This is a genomic window from Pseudotabrizicola sediminis (assembly GCF_004745575.1).
Taxonomy (GTDB): domain Bacteria; phylum Pseudomonadota; class Alphaproteobacteria; order Rhodobacterales; family Rhodobacteraceae; genus Pseudotabrizicola; species Pseudotabrizicola sediminis.
Map to the genome: position 1 here is coordinate 24,300 of NZ_RPEM01000002.1, position 18,211 is coordinate 42,510.

At 63.8% G+C, this 18,211-nt stretch carries 16 protein-coding genes; 4 read left to right on the top strand and 12 right to left on the bottom strand.

Annotation, left to right across the window (positions count from 1 at the left end; genetic code table 11):
• Positions 1-4 precede the first annotated feature (4 nt).
• The 5 genes from EEB11_RS02765 to EEB11_RS02785 all read right to left on the bottom strand — a co-directional run bounded on the left by EEB11_RS02765 (position 5) and on the right by EEB11_RS02785 (position 5,108).
• Positions 5-325 carry a hypothetical protein gene (locus EEB11_RS02765; protein ID WP_135428902.1) on the bottom strand — a complete coding sequence of 107 codons (321 nt, stop codon included), beginning with the start codon at positions 323-325 and terminating at the stop codon, positions 5-7.
• A gap of 30 nt (positions 326-355) precedes the next feature.
• Entirely contained in the window at positions 356-1,381 is a 1,026-nt protein-coding gene (holA, locus tag EEB11_RS02770) for a DNA polymerase III subunit delta (RefSeq protein ID WP_135428903.1), read from the bottom strand.
• Positions 1,378-1,863, bottom strand: a complete 486-nt coding sequence (gene lptE / locus EEB11_RS02775) for an LPS assembly lipoprotein LptE (protein ID WP_135428904.1) — start codon at positions 1,861-1,863, stop codon at positions 1,378-1,380. Before lptE ends, holA begins: the two co-directional genes overlap by 4 nt.
• On the bottom strand, positions 1,850-4,405 hold the full coding sequence (gene leuS, locus EEB11_RS02780; protein ID WP_135428905.1) for a leucine--tRNA ligase: 2,556 nt from the start codon (positions 4,403-4,405) through the stop codon (positions 1,850-1,852). Before leuS ends, lptE begins: the two co-directional genes overlap by 14 nt.
• A 151-nt stretch (positions 4,406-4,556) precedes the next feature.
• A complete protein-coding gene (locus EEB11_RS02785; protein ID WP_135428906.1) occupies positions 4,557-5,108 on the bottom strand; it encodes a DUF3576 domain-containing protein in 552 nt (183 codons plus the stop codon).
• Between the two features lie 270 nt (positions 5,109-5,378).
• Here EEB11_RS02785 and EEB11_RS02790 point away from each other — a divergent pair, with 270 nt between their 5' ends.
• Together EEB11_RS02790 and EEB11_RS02795 are read left to right on the top strand one after the other, a co-directional pair.
• On the top strand, positions 5,379-6,356 hold the full coding sequence (locus EEB11_RS02790) for a porin (protein WP_135428907.1): 978 nt from the start codon (positions 5,379-5,381) through the stop codon (positions 6,354-6,356).
• A 90-nt stretch (positions 6,357-6,446) separates the two neighbouring features.
• Positions 6,447-7,100: a YggS family pyridoxal phosphate-dependent enzyme gene (locus EEB11_RS02795; RefSeq protein ID WP_135428908.1), complete on the top strand. Its 654-nt coding sequence runs from the start codon at positions 6,447-6,449 to the stop codon at positions 7,098-7,100.
• On the opposite strand, the gene EEB11_RS02800 is transcribed toward EEB11_RS02795, so the two are convergent.
• From EEB11_RS02800 to ribA, 3 genes are read right to left on the bottom strand one after another with little or no spacing between them, the layout of a single operon-like run.
• Positions 7,101-8,987 carry an amylosucrase gene (locus EEB11_RS02800; protein WP_245298750.1) on the bottom strand — a complete coding sequence of 629 codons (1,887 nt, stop codon included), beginning with the start codon at positions 8,985-8,987 and terminating at the stop codon, positions 7,101-7,103.
• 59 nt (positions 8,988-9,046) lie between these two features.
• Positions 9,047-9,550, bottom strand: coding sequence for a L,D-transpeptidase family protein (locus tag EEB11_RS02805; RefSeq protein ID WP_167852644.1), 504 nt, complete (start codon positions 9,548-9,550; stop codon positions 9,047-9,049).
• Entirely contained in the window at positions 9,547-10,635 is a 1,089-nt protein-coding gene (gene ribA / locus EEB11_RS02810) for a GTP cyclohydrolase II (RefSeq protein WP_135428909.1), read from the bottom strand. Before ribA ends, EEB11_RS02805 begins: the two co-directional genes overlap by 4 nt.
• 152 nt (positions 10,636-10,787) lie before the next feature.
• Here ribA and EEB11_RS02815 point away from each other — a divergent pair, with 152 nt between their 5' ends.
• Positions 10,788-11,474, top strand: coding sequence for a response regulator transcription factor (locus tag EEB11_RS02815; protein WP_135428910.1), 687 nt, complete (start codon positions 10,788-10,790; stop codon positions 11,472-11,474).
• A 296-nt stretch (positions 11,475-11,770) separates the two neighbouring features.
• Here EEB11_RS02815 and EEB11_RS02820 read toward each other — a convergent pair whose 3' ends face one another.
• On the bottom strand, positions 11,771-12,991 hold the full coding sequence (locus tag EEB11_RS02820) for an MFS transporter (RefSeq protein ID WP_135428911.1): 1,221 nt from the start codon (positions 12,989-12,991) through the stop codon (positions 11,771-11,773).
• 106 nt (positions 12,992-13,097) lie between these two features.
• Between EEB11_RS02820 and EEB11_RS02825 the strand changes: the two genes are divergently transcribed.
• The gene (locus EEB11_RS02825; RefSeq protein ID WP_135428912.1) at positions 13,098-13,886 is read left to right on the top strand and encodes an exodeoxyribonuclease III; all 789 of its coding nucleotides are present in this window, start codon (positions 13,098-13,100) and stop codon (positions 13,884-13,886) included.
• A gap of 29 nt (positions 13,887-13,915) precedes the next feature.
• On the opposite strand, the gene EEB11_RS02830 is transcribed toward EEB11_RS02825, so the two are convergent.
• The 3 genes from EEB11_RS02830 to EEB11_RS02840 are packed head-to-tail and all read right to left on the bottom strand — an operon-like array spanning position 13,916 to position 18,185.
• Complete coding sequence (locus EEB11_RS02830) at positions 13,916-14,725, bottom strand: glycosyltransferase (RefSeq protein ID WP_354002083.1); 810 nt, start codon at positions 14,723-14,725, stop codon at positions 13,916-13,918.
• A gap of 2 nt (positions 14,726-14,727) precedes the next feature.
• Positions 14,728-17,241 (bottom strand): hypothetical protein, encoded by a 2,514-nt coding sequence (locus tag EEB11_RS02835; RefSeq protein ID WP_135428914.1) that lies wholly within the window; start codon positions 17,239-17,241, stop codon positions 14,728-14,730.
• Between the two features lie 8 nt (positions 17,242-17,249).
• Positions 17,250-18,185, bottom strand: a complete 936-nt coding sequence (locus tag EEB11_RS02840) for a hypothetical protein (RefSeq protein ID WP_135428915.1) — start codon at positions 18,183-18,185, stop codon at positions 17,250-17,252.
• Positions 18,186-18,211: the final 26 nt, after the last annotated feature.

Genomic DNA, 18,211 nt, shown 5'->3' on the forward strand with positions numbered 1-18,211 from the left:
GCGGTTAGACCGGGTTACCGCTGCTCTCTCCGCCCGCCAGACGGGTTGATCCTTGGGGCGAGGCGGGTGGTACCGGCCGCGCACCCTGCCAGAAGCACAGCCGGATGTGATCGCCAAGCTGCGGGTCGGCCAGATGATCCCAGGCCAGACCAAAGCCCTCCATCAACAGCCCCTCGGCATAGAACACGATTTCTTCGGCATCTAGGCTTTCACCCGCAGCATCCGACCATGCGGTGTCCTTGTGCCAGTAGACATAGGCCTCGATGGTCTTGTGCTTGCGGGTGATGCGGGCCAGCGGGTCCAGCACGGCTTCGAACTCTGACATTCCAACACTCCCGCAGGTTTCTGGCATCGCCTACCGTGTATCCTGCCGCCGCGCCATCGCCAACCGGATCAGCGCCCGTTCCATCAGCGCCATGCCCGGCGCGCGCGACGTGGATCGCAGGGTCAGATCGGTTTCCAGCAGATCTGCCACAGCCTTTTCCAGCGTGCGCATCCCCAGAGCCAGGGCCTGCCGTTGCATCTGGTCGCGCCGTGGCCCGAACACCCGCGCCCTTTGCAGCCCATTCGCCACGCCCGACGGGTCCGAGGCCGCGATGTGCAGCGCCCGGAAGTGCCGCAGCGCCTGAATGCAGATCGTCACCGGCAGCACACCCTGCCCCTCCAGCCGCCGCATCAGCAGCCCGATGGCTGGGGCCCGGCCATCTGCCACCGCGTGCAGCAGGTCATCGACCTCTGCCTCCAGCGTTGCCGGGGCCATGGCGGCCACATCGACGGGGGTCAGGGCCGTGGGGTCGCCATGCTTGTAAAGCGCGATCTTTTCCAGCGTCTGCCGGAAATCACCCGGGTCCAGCGCCCGCGCGAGCGTGGTCAGATCGGCCATCGCCTCGCGGTCTATGCTGGTCAGCCCCGCCTTTTTCAACGCATCCGCGATCTCTTCGCGCGTGGGCGGGTCGTCATAGAGGATCGCACAAAACGCGTTGGGGTGTTTTTCAAACAGCATCTTCAGCGCCGATTTTGCGGTCAGATTGCCAGCCGTGACCACAATAGTCGCATCGCCCGATTTCCAGTCCTTCAAAGCCGCCGCGATGGTCGGGGCCAATGTGTCTGTCGCATCCTCGGCAAACGCCACGCGCGGACCGGGGAAGAAACCAACCGCCTTGACCGCATCCAGCAAGGCCGCAGCATCCTTGCGCATCTCAGATGCCTGAATCCGGGTCAGGCGCATCTCGCCCTCGCCTTCCGGTCCGATCAGGCCCGCAATCAGCTCTTGCCGTTTCAGGGCCACACGCATCGGGTCGGCCCCGGCGATCAGCACGCCGGCTTTGGTCGGGTCGGGCTTTGCGAAATAGCGGCTGGCTTCGATCCCCTTCAGGATCATGCCCAGGCACCCGAGGTGGCAATCAGACGGGTCACGATCTGATCGGCCAGAATCCGCATCAGACGAAAGGCTGCGTCTTCTTCGGCTGTCAGCCCCGCCACGGTGCTGCCGGTAGCGGAATAGGCGGTGAACCCCTGCACCCGCCCGCCGGTCGCCCGTTGCCCCGACTCGCGGCTGATCAGGGTCCAGTCGATGACTCCGGTCAGGTGATAGCGGGTGATCGCATTTTCGGGCGTGATCCCCAATGTTTCTGCCCTGGTCACGATGGTGTAATTCAGATCGAACCGGGGGGCTTCGGGCCGGCCCAGCCGCTCTTCCAGCCGCTCGACCAGATCGAACCCCCGCTTGTCATTAGGGTCCGCGACCCGGACCCGACCCTGCAGACCCTGCGCTGCACCCCCCGGCCCAAAGGCCGGGGCAAAGCCACAGCCCATCAGGGCCAGTGGCGCCAAAAGCACAAATCTGCGGTCAGGCAACGACATTTATGATACGCCCCGGCACAACGATGATTTTCTTCACCGGCTGACCGGCAAGAAACCTGATCACATCCTCATCCGCCAAAGCAATCTTTTCAATCTCTGCCGCAGGCATATCCTTGGGCACGCTGATTTCCGCCCGGCGCTTCCCGTTGATCTGGATTGGCAGGATCACCGTGTCATCAATCAGCAACGCCGGATCGGCAGAGGGCCAAGGGGCCTGACAGCACAGGCCCTGACCGCCCTGCAAGCTCCAGATCGACTCGGCGATATGCGGCACCATCGGCTGCATCAGTTGCGCCAAGGTGCGGATCGCTTCCTTCATCACCGGCGTCGAGGCGTTGGCGCGTGCCAGCGTATTGGTGAACCCGTAAAGCCCCGCAATTGCCTTGTTGAAGGCAAAACCGTCGATGGACTTCGTCACCTCGTCAATGGCCTTTGCGGTGGCGCGGCGCAGATCATCATCGCCGGTCCCCACATGATCCGCAGGCATATCGCCGATCCGGCTGCACAGGGTCCAGACGCGGCTCAGATGCTTGAAGGCGGCCTCCGCTCCCGAAGAGGTCCATTCCACATCCCGCTCCGGCGGGCTGTCCGACATCACGAACCAGCGTGCAGTATCGGCCCCGAAGCTGGCGATGATGTTCATCGGGTCAACAACATTCTTCTTTGATTTCGACATCTTGGCCGAAGGAATTACTTCGACCACGGTGCCATCTGCCAGCGTTGCGCCAGAGTCGCTGCGCTGAACATCTTCCGGCAGGTGATAGACCGGGCGGCCGTTGGCATCGGTGGTCTTGTAAATCTCATGCGTCACCATGCCCTGTGTGAACAGCGCATTGAACGGCTCAATCGCCGAGTCGGGCAGATGCCCGGTTTTGGCCATCGCACGGGCGAAGAAGCGGGAATACAAAAGATGCAAAATCGCATGCTCGATGCCGCCGATATACTGGTCGACGTTCATCCAGTAATCGGCATCGGGCAATGATGTCGGCGTCGCCGCACGCGGGGCAGTGAAGCGGGCGTAGTACCACGACGAATCAACGAACGTGTCCATCGTATCGGTTTCCCGCCGTGCAGCATGGCCGCACTTCGGGCAGGTGCAGTCGCGCCAGGTCGGATGCCGGTCCAGCGGGTTGCCGGGCACGTCAAAGCTGACATCGTCGGGCAGGCGGATCGGCAGGTTTTCCTTGGCCTCGGGCACCACGCCACAGGCCGCGCAATGCACCACTGGAATCGGGCAGCCCCAATAGCGCTGGCGGGAAACCCCCCAATCGCGCAGGCGGAACTTGGTGACGCCGGTGCCGTAGCCCTGCGCCTCCGCATGGGCAATCGCCGCTGCCACCGCGTCATCGCCGGTCTGCACCACATTGCCGGAAAAGCCGCGGACATACCGCACGCGCTCGGATTTCATCGGGACGAACGCCTCGGTCAGCGGCCCGTCATCCCCGTTTTCAGGCCCAAAAACCGCGTCAATCGGCAAGCCGTATTTGCTGGCAAACTCAAAGTCGCGCTGGTCATGCGCCGGGCAGCCGAAGATCGCCCCGGTGCCATAGTCCATCAGCACGAAATTCGCGATCCACACTGGCAATTCCCATGTCGGATCAAGCGGATGCTTCACCCGTATACCGGTATCATAACCGATCTTCTCTGCCGTCTCGACCTCTTCCGCCGACGTGCCACCGCGACGGCACTCGGCCACGAAAGCCGCCACTTTCGGGTCAGACTCCAACGCCCGCGCCAGCGGGTGATCTGCCGAGATCGCGGCAAATGATGCCCCCATCAGCGTGTCGGGCCGCGTCGTATACACCTCCAGCGTGCCGAAACCCTCCGGAGCGCCCACCGTCTCAAACCCGAACTGCAACCCGCGCGACCGGCCGATCCAGTTGGCCTGCATCAGCCGCACTTTTTCCGGCCAGTGGGTCAGCCCATCCAGCGCGGACAACAGCTCTTCGGAATAATCCGAGATCTTGAAAAACCACTGCGTCAGCTCGCGCCGATCCACCGCCGCACCAGACCGCCAGCCCTTGCCGTCGATCACCTGTTCATTGGCCAGCACGGTCATGTCAACCGGGTCCCAGTTCACCACCGCATTCTTGCGGTAGACCAGATCCGCTGCCATCATGTCGATGAACATTGCCTGCTGCTGGCCGTAATACTCCGGGTCGCAGGTGGCGAACTCGCGGGTCCAGTCAATGGACAGACCCAGCGGCATCATCTGGCCGCGCATGTCGGCGATGTTGCTGTAGGTCCAGTCCTTCGGGTGGCCACCACGTTCCATCGCCGCGTTTTCGGCAGGCATGCCGAACGCATCCCAACCCATTGGATGCAATACCGAAAATCCACAGGCCGACTTGTAGCGCGCCACCACATCGCCCATGGTATAATTGCGCACATGCCCCATGTGGATGCGCCCTGACGGATAGGGAAACATCTCCAGCACGTAATACTTCGGCTTTGCCGGATCGCGCCTGGCCAGAAAGGCCTGGGCCTGATCCCAGGCGGCCTGCCATTTCGGTTCGATCTGGGCGGGTTCGTAGCGCGACATGAAAAACCTCCGGGTGCTGGGCGGAGTTACACCGAAGCGAGGCAAAAGGTCCAGTCGTCAGGCGAAACCGGCTGTAAAACGAGGCTGCGCGCGGCAGCCAAACGCAAACGGGGCACCAGTGGTGCCCCGTCACATCCCACCGGGACAAATCTTACAGCTTGCTGTCGCGGATGCGCAGCTGGCGCGCGCGGGTCAGAATCGCGTCTTCGATGGACCTTGCGGTTTCCGTCGCCACCGCCCCGCCGCCGCGCGTTTGCAGCGCCACGCGCAAAGAACGCGCATCCAGCGCCGGGTCCTGCACATAGACCGTGGCGCGGTAAGCGCGGCCGCCACCGGGAGGCGTGCCATAGCCAGTAGAAATCACACCGGTAAACGGATCAACCGATTCGACCGGCAGGAAGTTCAGAATCTCAAGGCTGGCCTGCCACAGATACTTGTTCACCTCGACGGTGGTGTTCGGGTCGTCGCGGTTGCCGAACAGATCCCAGATGGTGGACCCCTGCTCTTCTTCGCCCGCAGACCGCGCGAGGGCGGCGCGCTGTGCGTCGGCGCGGGCCTTCTGGTCAAGCTGGCGTTCGCTGGGAATGCCGGGCGTGCGGCGGAACAAACCGCTGTCGCCGCTGGCAAAGCCGCCGCCGCAGGCCGCCAGCCCGCCGACCAATCCGCTGAAAATGACAACCCGTGCCAGACGGTGAAAGAACATCCGCACCCCCGCAATCTCTTTAACGGTTGTCTAGCCTAGGGCTTGGGGCGTGCCAAGGCTTTTCACAGCCCGCCCGGCACCACCTTATGGATGGCGCGCGCAGCCATAGTGGCCCGCCCGGCCATCTGTTGCATTGCTGCACCACGCTTTCCCGGTTTTTGGCGGCAACTGCGGTCTTCGTTGCAATCCGGGGTGTCCGGGTAGAAAACACCCTCATTCCGACTGCGGATTCCCCTGCGGCGGGCTTACCTTGAGGAAAGAGGGAATAACATGAAAAAAGTTCTTCTCGCGTCGACCGTTCTGGCAATGACTGCCACCGTCGCCGCTGCTGAAATCACCGTGTCGGGTTCGGCTCGCATGGGCGTAATTTACACCGAAGATCGCCAAAAAGCTTTCTTCGATGTTGACAACAAACAAGAGCTTCAGTTCTCTAGCCGAATCCGTATTGTGTTCACCGCTTCGGGTGAAACCGACACGGGTCTGGCGTTTGGTGGTACCATTCGCGCAGACAACGCTGCCGGTGGTAACGCTGGTACGGCTGGCTCAGTGTTCATGTCTGGCGCGTTTGGCAGGCTGAGCATGGGTGACGTCAACGGCGCTGCAGAACAGATCGTTGGCGACCTGGCTGGCGTCGGCTTCACCGGGCTGGGTGACAAGAGCGACAACATGTTCCTTGGTAACGGTGGCATTGCGTCGATTATCAATGACGAATTTGAGCTGCCATTTTTCTTCGACGAAGACCAGACTGCAATTGGAGTTCGGCCAACTGCGCTGTATGTGTACAGCACGGGTGGTTTGACCTTCGCACTGTCGGCTGACAATCCAGGTAACGATGTTAACGGCGTTCTTGAGCGGGTGCTTTCGGTTGCCGTGGGCTATTCTGTTGATTCCTACTCTTTCGGGGTGGGTTATGAAAGCGCTAAGGCTGATGGCGTGTCGATCGATCATGTCGTAGCTTCGGCGGGCGCGTCGTTTTCGGGCGTTGACCTGAAAGCAGTCTATGGTCGTTCGTCTGACTTGGACTTCAAACAGTACGGTTTGTCTGCTTCGTACTCCGTTGACGCGATTGGCGTGTCCGCGTTCCACCGCGTGGAAGACTTTGGCGGCGATAAGACCCGTTACACGGGTATTGGTGCAAGCTATGACCTTGGCGGTAACGCAGCAGTGGTTGGTGGTCTCGTGAACACCAAAGCTGATGGCGCGTCTGGTCGGAACACTGCTGACCTTGGTCTGACATTCTCGTTCTGATCCTAACCGATCAACATGATGGAAAGAGCGGGCCTTGTGCCCGCTCTTTTCTTTTGTGCTATGGGGCACACCACACACAGGGGTTTCGCCATGTCACTTGCCGCCATCCAGTCCCGCCTGACCGCCGCCTGCGCCGCGCATGGCCGCACGCCAGAGTCTGTCCAGCTGATCGCCGTGTCAAAGGTGCAACCGCTTGACCGCGTGGTCGGGGTGCTGGACCAGGGCCACCGCCTGTTTGGCGAAAACTATGTGCAGGAAGCGCAGGCCAAATGGCCCGACCTGCGCGCCCGCTTCGGCGCGGTGCAGGTCCACATGATCGGCCCGCTGCAAACCAACAAGGCCAAGCTGGCGGTTGATCTGTTCGACGCCATCCACACCGTCGACCGCCCGTCACTGGCCGAAAAGCTGGCCAAACTGGCGCAGACCCGTGGCTCCAGCCCGCAGCTGTTCATTCAGGTCAACACCGGGGCCGAGCCGCAAAAGGCCGGCATCCTGCCCAACGATACCGATGCCTTCATCACCCAATGCCGCGCGATGGATTTGGCCGTGCAGGGCCTGATGTGCATCCCGCCCGAAGGCACAGACCCCGCCCCGCATTTCGCCATGCTGGCCGACATGGCCGCCCGCAACGGGTTGAGCGGCCTGTCGATGGGCATGAGCAGCGATTTCGAGGTGGCCATCGCCCATGGGGCCACCCATATCCGCGTCGGCAGCGCCATTTTCGGCGCGCGCGACTACGGCTGATCAGACCAGCCAGACCCGCGCATAGGGCGGCAGCGCCACCGCACCCTGATGGGTTTCCACCGGGTGATCCGACAGTGCGTCGTGCATCTGGCTGATCCCCTGCGCGCGGCACCAATCCTCCGGCACATGCTGCCAGTCTTCGGTAAAGTTGAACAGGCACAGCACCACGCCCGTAGGGGCCAGCCGCTGAAACGCAAACACGCCGCGCGAGTCCGGGAACACCACCCGCGTGCCATTGCCTGCATGCAGCGCTGCCACTGCCCGCCTGCGCGCCAGAATATGCCGCGTGCCCCAAAACACCTGCGCCGCCGGGGTGTCTTCCTCATTCCGCCGCGCCACCGCCTGCCAGTCCATGCGCGGGCGGTGAATCCAGCGGCTGTCATGCGCGTGTTCGGGCACGTCCAGATAGCCATGGTCATTCGGCAGGGCCAGTTCATCCCCCATATAAATCAATGGGATACCGCCAAAGCTCGCGATCAGCGCATGGCCCATCAGAATACGCTGCACCGCCAGCGCCACCCCCGCCGCATCGCCCGCCGCCTGCGCCCGGTCCAGCCCCGCAAGGGCGGCGAAGCTGCCCGATATGCGTTTGTCGCCCGTCGCCTCATTCACCTGAAACAACGTGCCTTGCGCGAAAGACCCCGGAAAGCCGCCCTCATAGAAATCGGACAGGAACGCCCGATGCGCCGGGCCGGACATGCCCACCGCCCGCGCATCCTCATCCGTTATCGCCCAACCGATATCGTCATGGCAGCGGATATAGGTGGCATAGGTCGCGTTGCGCAGGGTTTCGGGAAAATGCGTCGCCAGCACATGCCCCATCAGCCCCGTATCGCGCGTGGCCAAGGCGCTCCAGAACTGCACCATCAGGCTGTTGTGATAGGCAAGGTTGCCCTCTTTGCCATCATGCTGACCGCGCCCCAGATAGGGCAGCATCTCGGAGGGCGACACAATCGCCTCCTCCAGATGAATAACCGCCGGGGCGGCAATCCGGCTGCACGCCCGCAGTGCCTGTAACAGCATATGCACCTCGGGCTCCGACTGGCAGCGCGTGCCCAGCCGTTTCCACATGAAGGCCACCGCATCCAGCCGCAGCACATCGACTCCGCGATTGGCCAGATGCAGCATGATCTCGACGATTTCCAGAAACACCTGCGGGTTGGCCCAGTTCAGATCCCACTGGTGTTCGTTGAACGTGGTCCAGACCCACCGGTCAAACGCCGGATAATGGGTGAAATTCCCCGGCGCATGTTCGGGAAACACTTCGACCAGCGTCTCAGAGTAGCGCTCCGGCATCTCGGGCGAATCGAACATCAGGTAATAGTCCTGATACCGCGCATCGCCCTTGGCCGCCTTTTTCGCCCAAGGGTGCTCTTTGGCGGTGTGGTTCAGCACCAGATCAATGCACAGCGACATGCCCCGCGCCCGCAAGGCAGCGCTGACCGCCTCAAAATCCGCCATCGTGCCATAGGCCGGGTTGATCTGGCGGTAATCCATCACCGAGTAGCCGCCGTCACTGTCACCGGGGCGGGGTTTGAGACAGGGCATGAAGTGCACATAGGTGATGCCCAGGTCGCTCAGGTAATCCAGTTTGTCCAGCACACCGCGCAGGGTGCCGGCAAAGCGGTCGATGTAGAACACATAGCCCGCCATGTCCGACCGCTGAAACCAGTCTGGCTCCAGATCACGTTTCAAGTCCAGCCGTTTCAGGTCGGCGGGCCGCGCGGCCCAGGCTTTCTTCAACGCCTTCAGCAGGTTGGCGCGAAATGCGTCAAAGGCCGGGTGGCGACCATACAGCGCCTCCAGCATGGGCCACAGGTCAGAGGCAGACCGGTCAAGACGCAGCGCGAAGATTTCATCATCCGCCGATGCGGGTGCCAATGCCATGGTTGTCCTCCCCTGATGTCGAGAGCAGATTAGGCAATCCAAAGCGGTTTGGAAAGGGGCTACACCTTGACGATCAACCGCGTCCGATGCCGTATGCGCGCCGCAATCCACAGAAGATCGGTCCGCGCAAACCCAACGCAGCCCGCGGTGGGAAAGCGCGGACTGCGCCATGTGTGGATGAAGATCGCCGAGCCGCGCCCCGGCTCCGCCTGCGGCCAGTTCCAGTCTGTGATCAGGATCAGATCATACAGCGGATCGGGCCGTTGCAACCGCTCATGACTGAATCTGTGCGGCAGGCGGACCATCAGATTGTAGTCGGGATCATCACTATCATCCGACCAGCGATCAGAGTGCGTTGTCGGCAGCGCCCAATCGGCCGGTGGGGTCAGCCGCGCCGGGTGATACAGCATCCCGACAATCCGGTGGGTGCCCGCAGGCGTGGCCCCGTCGCCCTCGCGCTTGGCGCGCGCGGGAACAATCCCGCCGCGCCCAACCGCGCAGGCAAACCGCCGCCCCATGAACCGTGCGCCCCAGCGTGTGACCACCAGATCGAGGGGCGTCACAACAGATGCCCCGATTTTGCCGCCTTGGTCGCCAGATACCCTGCGTTCTGTGCGGTCTGGCCCACCTGCAGCGGCACCCGCTCCACCACCTGCAACCCGCAGGACTCCATCATCGCCAGCTTTTTCGGGTTGTTGGTCAGCAGCCGCACTGCCGAAAAGCCCATCCGCCGCAAGATATCGGCACCGATCCGGAAATCGCGCTCGTCATCCTCGAACCCCAGCCGGTGATTGGCCTCAACCGTATCAAACCCCTGATCCTGCAAGGAATAAGCCCGCATCTTGTTGGCAAGGCCGATGCCGCGTCCCTCTTGATTGAGGTACAGCAGCACCCCCGCGCCCTCGGTCCCCATTTGGGCCAGCGCTGCGCGCAACTGCGGGCCGCAGTCGCATTTCAACGACCCCAGCACATCGCCGGTAAAGCACGCCGAATGCAACCGCGCCAGAACCGGTGCCTTGCGGTCGGGTTGGCCGATCTCGATCGCGTAATGTTCATCCCCGCCGTCTTCGGGGCGGAAGATATGCACGCGGCCAGCGTCAGAGGCGACCATCGGCAGCCGGGCCGATGTAACCTCATGCAGGGGTGACAGCAGCAGCAGGGCAGGGGCCACGGCATCCAGGGGCAGAAAGGTCAGCCCCAGTTCCGCCGCCAGAGCAAGGCCGTTCGGTACCGGCACCACCAAAGCTGCGGGCAACAGATGCGCCGATTTCGCCAGCGCGATGCCCGCGCGGTGCAGGTCCGCTGGCCCCTCGCGCACAGACCGCAGCGGTCCCTTCATCGGCATCCGCAGATCATCCGCCGGGTCGGCCAACGCGCGCAGCCAAGCGACATCGGCCGCCGCAGGCACCATGATCCGCGCCAGATCGCCATCATAGGCCCGCGCCTTCAACGTCTCGGCCCGCCGCGCCGTCAACGCAAGCTCTGCCGCACCCAAGGCGCGCAGCGCCGCCAACCGTTCCGCCGTCAGTGCCTCGACCGCCACCACCAGTGCCGCGCGACCGCCCCCCGACAGCACCACCGGCACACCCATGCGCAGATCCCCCCGCGCGCGGGTCAGCCGTTCCGTAATGGTGGGTGCAAGGGTCATGGCGCTCTCCTGCGCTTATCTCTAGCCGGGGAATTGCGGAATTGAAACATATCCACGCCATGCGACACGTCCGCGTGAGGCAAAGGTTACAATTCTTGTGACCGCCGATACGCACGCTCATGTGATATCCCAACAGAACAAGGGAGACCCCGATGGCACAACTTCGCAAGATCCTGCTGGTGGACGATGACGACGATCTGCGCGAAGCGCTGAGCGAGCAACTGGTCATGACCGAGGATTTCGACGTGTTCGAGGCCAGCAATGGTGCCGAAGGCATGGAAAAGGCCAAGGCCGCTCTTTACGATCTGGTGATCCTGGATGTCGGCCTGCCCGACACCGACGGGCGCGAACTGTGCCGCCGGATGCGCAAGCAGGGCGTCAAATGCCCGATCCTGATGCTGACCGGGCATGACAGTGATTCGGATACGATCCTGGGTCTGGATGCCGGTGCGAATGATTATGTGACAAAGCCGTTCAAATTCCCGGTCCTTCTGGCCCGCATCCGGGCGCAACTGCGCCAGCACGAACAGTCCGAAGACGCGATTTTTCAGCTTGGTCCCTATACCTTCAAACCGGCGCAGAAAATGCTGCTGGATGACAAGGAAAAGAAAATCCGCCTGACGGAAAAAGAGACCAACATTTTGAAATTCCTGTACCGGGCGCAATCCGGGGTTGTGGCGCGCGATGTGCTGCTGCACGAGGTCTGGGGCTATAATGCTGGCGTCACGACCCACACGCTGGAAACCCATATCTACCGCTTGCGGCAGAAAATCGAGCCAGATCCCTCAAATGCGCGCATTTTGGTCACAGAAAGTGGTGGATATCGACTGGTGGCCTAACGTCCTATTGTCGCCGTATTCACGCTTATTATACCTTTAGGGTTGAATGTAGACGGATTGGTTCCCCTTGTCGTGTCGGGGTTATGGCACGGCACCTCCCTGTTGGACCTGGCCGGGCCTCGTGCCCGGCCTTTTTTTGGTCGAGGGCCCAGTGGCGGGACTGAGATTCCGAATATTTCGCAAGCGACGGGAACCAGATGGCACAGGCAGAGGTTGCAAAGAGACCTCCCTGTTGGACCTTGGCCCGGACCGAAAGGTTCGGGCCCTTCTTTTCCCGAGTCTTCCGGGGCCACCGCTCAGACCCTGCGTGGAATCCGGATCATGGCCACCACCGCCACCATCACCATCCCCACCGCCGCCACCACAAATGGCAAGCGCAGCGCGACATCGCGGCCCAGATCTGCCTCGGCCAGCGTCACGATCAGCCCGCCAGCCAGTGCGCCGAACGGCATCGAGCCCCAGCCAAAAAACCGGTAAATGCTGTTCACCCGCCCCAGAATGGCACCCGGAATGATGCGCTGGCGATAAGACACCGTCACCACATTCCACAGCATGGACGCTGCCGCCTCGATAAACAGCGCTGCCCCGGCAGTGTAGGCATTCGGCGACACGGCCATGATGACATAGCCCCCGACAAACCCCGCCAGCGCCAACAGCAGGCTGGCCTTCATCCCCAACCGCACCGCAACCCAAGGCGCGATCAGCCCGCCGATCACCCCGCCCGCCGCCCCCACGGTCAGCAACAGCCCGTGGCCTGCCGCACCCAATCCCAGCACCTCCTGCGAATACAACACCAGCATGGTGACGGCACCCACATGCAGGAAGTTCACTGCCCCCAACATCAGCGCCAGCGTCAGGATCACCGGCTGCGCCCTGATCCATACTATGCCCTCGCGCAGCGCCGGCCAGAAGGCCTGCGGCACCGGCAAGGCGCGCGGCGGCATCGCGATCAGCCAGATCAGCACCGCCGACAGCGCAAAGGTCAGCACATCAAGGCCGAAGGGCACCGCCAGCCCCAGCCCGATCAGCACACCCGCCAGCGGTGGGCCGATGAACTCGCCCGTCACCTTCTCGGCGCTCCACATCTGGCCATTGGCGCGCTCCAGATCGCGGCTTTCCACCACCGATGGCAGGATGGTCTGCGCTGCATTGTCCCGGATCACCTCGACCGCGCCCAGCAGAAACGCCAGCAGCGCCAGCGGCCAGATCAGCAGCGCCTGATCCGGGGTAGCCGACAGCGCCAGCATCAGGATGCCCGTAGCCATCACCGCCCGCAGCGCATCGGCGCGCCAGATCAACCCGCGATGATCGGCCCGGTCGGTCCACACCCCTGCAGGCAGCGCGAACAACAGCCACGGCAAGCGCTGCGCCATGGCGACCAGCGCCACCAGTATCGGATCGCGTGTCAACACGGTGGCCAGCCAGGGCAGGGCCAACGCCAGCACCCCGTCACCAAGGTTCGACACGACCGAGGCGGAGAACACCAGCCGGTAATTGCGGTTCTGTATCAGCAACATGCGCGCACCATCGTTTTGCGCAGCTTTGCGCAACAGCACACCCACGACAAGGGTTGAGATGCGCGCGCCTGCCGCCTAACCTGCGCGCAACCAAAGGAGACGCGCCATGACCTTCACCCTCGCCACCTGGAACATCAATTCCGTGCGCCTGCGCGAAGGTCTGGTGGCCCGGCTGATGGCCGAGGAGTCGCCCGATATCCTGTGCCTGCAGGAATGCAAAAGCCCGGTCGACAAGATCCCGGTCGAACAGTTTCAGGCGCTTGGCTACCGCTACATGGTCGCGCGCGGGGAAAAGGGCTACAACGGTGTGGCGATCCTGTCGAAGCTGCCGATCATGGATGCCGGGGACCGTGATTTCGCGGCCATGGGCCATGCCCGCCACGTGGCGGCCCGGCTGGAAAACGGGGTGACGATCCACAACTGCTATGTCCCCGCCGGTGGCGATATTCCCGACCGGGACATCAACCCCAAGTTCGGGCAAAAACTCGACTTCCTGACCGACATGCGCGAATGGTGCCGCTGGGACAAGCCCGACCGGTCGATCCTTGTCGGCGATCTGAACATCGCCCCGCGCGAGGATGATGTCTGGAGCCACAAGGCCCTGCTGAAGATCGTCAGCCACACGCCGGTGGAGGTTGAGCATCTCAATCAGGTGATGGAGGCGGGCGGCTGGCAGGACATCACCCGCAAGGATATTCCCGACGGGCTTCTGTACAGCTGGTGGTCCTACCGCGCCGCCGACTGGGATGCGGCCGACAAGGGCCGCAGGCTCGATCATATCTGGGCCTCGACCGACATCGCCAATGCCGGCCATTCCAGCCGCATCCTGCGCCCGGTGCGCGGCTGGCTGCAACCGTCTGACCACGTACCGGTGTTTGCGACGTTTGATTTGTAAGGGAGGCCGCGCAAGGCTTGCCGTCCGGCCTACCGCCCCCGCGTGAACTCTGCGCCGCCCCGCTTCAGCCGCACCGCCAGCGACACGGCGGCATAGGTGGCAAATCCCGGCGGGTCTGCCAGCGCCAGCCGCAGCAGCCCGGCCATGGTCAGCGCAGGCTTGCCTTCGCGCGCCAGCAGCCCCGGATACAGCGTCTGCAACTCGCGCCCGCCGGCATCCTGCCTTCGGCGCACCCGCACCAGCGCAGCAAAGCCCTCGGTCATCGGCCACAAATAGGTGTCGGCCACCTGCACCCGCTCCTGTGGCTCGAACTGCACCCGCACAAAGGTATCGTCCGCAATAAGCGTGGGAAACGCCCCCCAGCGCGCCCGCCCCGCCGCATTCACCGCGAACAGGCCATAGCCGGGGGCCGCCGTCTGGTTGAATGGAAGCGTTTGCCAGAACCGGGCATAGGCGCGTGTGACCGCAGACTGCGCCCGTGGAATGACCGGTGTGCCGCTGGCGTAGCGCGGAGCCTCACCGCCCAAAACCGCCATCAGCGCCGAAAGAAGCCCCGGCGACACGCTGACATCGGCATCCAGATACAGCCGCAGTGGATGCAGCGCCGCCGCATCCCCAGCATTGAGCGCGGTGGGTTTTGAACCCTGCGCCAGTTCCAGCACCGTGCCGATCCACCCTTCCGGCAGATGTTCCGCAAATATTTCGCGCGCGAAACGGGCCGTGGCATCTTGGCAGTCATTCGCCACCACAATCACCTGCACCACCGCCGCATCCGACCCGCACAAGTGGCGCAGACAGGTGCCGATATAGCCAGCCTCGTTCGACGCCGGGATGATCACGCTCAGCAATCAGCGCACCCCTTGGCCAGCACCTGCCAACGTGGGTTGTCATCGCCCAAGTGGCGCAAAGCCCCCCAGCTGCCCCATTTTCCGGGGGATGCCAGATCGACAAAAGCGTTGAAGGGCTCGGGCGTTACCGCAGCCCAGCCCTGCAGCATGCGGTCATACAGCTGCGCCATTTCCGGCGTGTAGCTCAGGTGGACGAAGAAGGCGGTCAGCAGGTCATCATCCACCTGCGCGCCGTTGCCCACCACATGACTGCCGCCCTCATACATCATCAGCCGCAACCCATGCGCCGCCGCCACCTGGGCCTGATGCGGCAGGGTGCGGGTCAGGTAATCTGCCACGCTGTCTTCGGGCATGCCGGTCAGACCCCCGGTTTCCAGCTCGGTCGCTGCCATCGTAACCGCCCTGTCAAACCGGTGTGCCGCCACAAACGCATCGGCTGCGGCACCTTGCAGGCCCTGAGCTTCCGCCCCGTCCCGCGCCGTCGCCTCGGAGTCTGCAATCCACTGACGCACCACCGGGGCCTTGTCATCGCTGCCCAGCAGCGCGCTGAAATAGCCGGTGATAGCCCAGGCGTCGAACAGCGTCGCCGGTGCGGGGCGACCCTCAGCCATCACATCCGGCGCGGTCAGGATCTGGTCTTCCAGCCCCAGCCAGCCGGTTTGTGTCGCCAGAACCCGCACGAGCCGGGTGTCAGCCTCGTCGCCATAGACATCTGCCCAGATCGTCGCCACCTCACCCGCGCGCAAGGCATAATACTGCACCCATTTCGACTCTGCGCCCCAGCGCGCGCGGCCCTGCTCTTCGGCCCAGACGGCCTGATCGAACTGCCAGTTCCACACCTCGTTCGAATACTCGACATGCGCCAGCAGCCCCGGGTCTAGCCCGTCGCGCGCTGCGGTGGCGTAGAAGCGCACCAGCTCATCGCTCGCCAGATGCGGCATCGTGAACCATGGGTTGGCCCCCAGCTCATTGGCCAGCGACACCATAACCTCAATCGGCGCGCCGATGCGGGTCCAGGTGTAATCCTCCGGCTTGGGCCGGTCTTCCAGCCGCGCAAGCGGGCTGTCATTGGTGCGCATCCAGTCCATCAGCCGGATGGTCTTGACTCCGCGCAACCGCGCCAGCCAGTCGGGGTTGAAGATCTGCCCCGCCGCCAGCAACGCCGCCCGGTCCGCCCGCACGATGACGATATCGCGGATCGGGTCTGCCGCATCAATCGCGTCCAGATGCAGAAAGACGCCACCTTCCCCGGGGGTGAAGTCGAACTGCGCCGTGCCTTCGGCCATGACCATATTCGTTGCCCGCCCGTCGATCCGCAGGTCGCCCTTGCCGGCAAAGCTGACCAGATACCGCCCGGCAACCCCGCCCGCATCGGCGGGCAGGTCCACCAGCACCAGCGTGGAGATCCCGGTAACCCCGGGTGGGATGGCGATGGGCCAGCCGTTCGGCCCCAGCACCCCCGCCGCCGACAGCCGGTCATGATCCCAGCCGCCATACTGGCCGGGCAGATGGCCGGTCCAATCGCGGGCGGTCTTCATCACATCAAGGAATGGCTGCTGCACCGACCAGTCGGTGATGCCATGCAACCCCAACGCGAGATTGGGGTTGGTGATCGGCGTCAGCGCGGTAAGGTCAACGACGGCCTGCGCGACGGGCGGGGCAGGCGGCGGGGCGACCGCCGGTGCCGCATCCGCCTGCGCCATGGCCACCGGTTCTGGCTCAACGGCTGCCGCCCTATGGGGCGCGTAGTCGCGCACCGCCTCCCACGCCAGCTGCTGCAGTGCCGCTGCCAGATCATCCGCGATCACCGCCTCGCGGCTGCGCCAGCTTCGGGTCATCTGGGCGGGCAGTCCTTCGGGCGACGCGCCGGTGATCGCCGCGATATGGACCAGCGCCACGAAATACCTGCCTTTGTCCGAAAGATGGATGTCGTCGGAAAAGAACACCTCCATCGACGTCACACCCGGCACCGCCCCCGCCTCTACCGCATCCGCCAGCCGCACCATTGCCTGACCCGCCGGGATCAGTGCCACATCCGCACCAGACTCGCGCAGTGCCCCCTCCCACAGCGGCAGGTCCGCCGTCAGCCGGTCGGGCCACGGCAAGGCCGAGTTCGGCTCGCCCTCAACCGCGCCTGCCGTGCGGCTGTGCCAGGTTTCATAGACAAACACCCGCGCGGCAGGGTTTGCCGCCTTTGCCAGCTCTGCATAGGCCGCAATTGCGCCCGCCGTGTCGTTCCAGCGCAGATGTTCCAGCAACGGGATCGCTTCGGTCAGGATCAGCACCTCGGTCTGGCCCTTGGCCAGTTCAGCCCGCGCATCCACCCCTTCCGCCGTCGCCCCGTTCTGCAGATTGAACCGCAATGGCGCGCCATTGATGATCTGCGCCGACACGCTGGCGGGCCGGTCCATCAGACGCAATCCGCCTTCGACCAGCGGCAGCAGGTCGGGGCCGACAAGGCTGTGGCCCACAAACAGAATATCCGTCAACAGCGCGAAGAAACCCACCTGATCACCTATCCATCCGCCATCCCCACCAGACCATAGCCCGAGACGACCTGCCAGACTATCCGTTGCAGGGCCTGCGCAGTTTCGGCCGATAGCACCGGCCACTGACTGCCATCGGCACGGGTCAGGGTATGGGGCATCCCCTCGGGGCTGCGCTGGTAAATCACCGCGTAATGCGTCAGCGCCATCAGATAGGCCCCGGTCTCGTTGACATGGATGGTATCCACCGCACCGCTGACATCGCGCGCAAACAGATCGTCGCGCGATGTAAGCCCCGGCACCGCGCCTGCCCCTATCGCACGCACTGCCGCCGCCATCACCGGGCCGCCGGGGATGACGTAAATCTCGCCCACCCCCTGCTGTGCCATCGCCCCGGCCAGCAGATCGCCGTGCCAGTAGCGCGCGCCGTCGCCGTCGATGCGCTGCAACCAGCCTTCGGGGTCATCGGTGTTGTGCCATGTCTCATACAGGTACAGCCGCACATCGGGCCGCGCGGCCCGCGCTCGCGCCGCCCACCGTGCCAGATGGCGCGCACTGTCGTGATAGCGGATGGCATCGCGGATCTCGACCATCTCGGTCAGCACCACCACCGGGTAATCGCCACTGTCCAGCGCCGCGCCCGCCGGGCGGTGGTTGGCATGCGCGTTCTCGGTCTCAAACCCTGCCACATCGCCGGTCCAGTGATCCTTCAGGCTGCTGCCCCAGCCCAGCTGGCTGGCGTGGTCATGCCCCGCCATCTGCGCCAGCATCACCAGCATATCGCGCCCGACCAGCGAATGCCCAAGATGGTACACCGCCACCGGTCCCAACGGTGCTGCCACTGGCACCGCCAGCCGCGCCGCCAGCACCTCGGGCGTCAGCGGCCTGGCCATCCGTGCCTGTTGCCACCACCACAGCCCCCCGGCCACAGCTGCAACCACCAGTGCAAGCATCCCTTTGCGCATCGCTTTTCCCCTGTTTCCCGCTGTCA

Excerpts from the sequence above, each read along its gene's own strand:
- EEB11_RS02765 (WP_135428902.1), bottom strand. The coding sequence starts at position 325 with ATGTCAGAGTTCGAAGCCGTGCTGGACCCGCTGGCCCGCATCACCCGC.
- holA (WP_135428903.1), bottom strand. The coding sequence starts at position 1,381 with ATGATCCTGAAGGGGATCGAAGCCAGCCGCTATTTCGCAAAGCCCGAC.
- lptE (WP_135428904.1), bottom strand. The coding sequence starts at position 1,863 with ATGTCGTTGCCTGACCGCAGATTTGTGCTTTTGGCGCCACTGGCCCTG.
- leuS (WP_135428905.1), bottom strand. The coding sequence starts at position 4,405 with ATGTCGCGCTACGAACCCGCCCAGATCGAACCGAAATGGCAGGCCGCC.
- EEB11_RS02785 (WP_135428906.1), bottom strand. The coding sequence starts at position 5,108 with ATGTTCTTTCACCGTCTGGCACGGGTTGTCATTTTCAGCGGATTGGTC.
- EEB11_RS02790 (WP_135428907.1), top strand. The coding sequence starts at position 5,379 with ATGAAAAAAGTTCTTCTCGCGTCGACCGTTCTGGCAATGACTGCCACC.
- EEB11_RS02795 (WP_135428908.1), top strand. The coding sequence starts at position 6,447 with ATGTCACTTGCCGCCATCCAGTCCCGCCTGACCGCCGCCTGCGCCGCG.
- EEB11_RS02800 (WP_245298750.1), bottom strand. The coding sequence starts at position 8,987 with ATGGCATTGGCACCCGCATCGGCGGATGATGAAATCTTCGCGCTGCGT.
- ribA (WP_135428909.1), bottom strand. The coding sequence starts at position 10,635 with ATGACCCTTGCACCCACCATTACGGAACGGCTGACCCGCGCGCGGGGG.
- EEB11_RS02815 (WP_135428910.1), top strand. The coding sequence starts at position 10,788 with ATGGCACAACTTCGCAAGATCCTGCTGGTGGACGATGACGACGATCTG.
- EEB11_RS02820 (WP_135428911.1), bottom strand. The coding sequence starts at position 12,991 with ATGTTGCTGATACAGAACCGCAATTACCGGCTGGTGTTCTCCGCCTCG.
- EEB11_RS02825 (WP_135428912.1), top strand. The coding sequence starts at position 13,098 with ATGACCTTCACCCTCGCCACCTGGAACATCAATTCCGTGCGCCTGCGC.
- EEB11_RS02840 (WP_135428915.1), bottom strand. The coding sequence starts at position 18,185 with ATGCGCAAAGGGATGCTTGCACTGGTGGTTGCAGCTGTGGCCGGGGGG.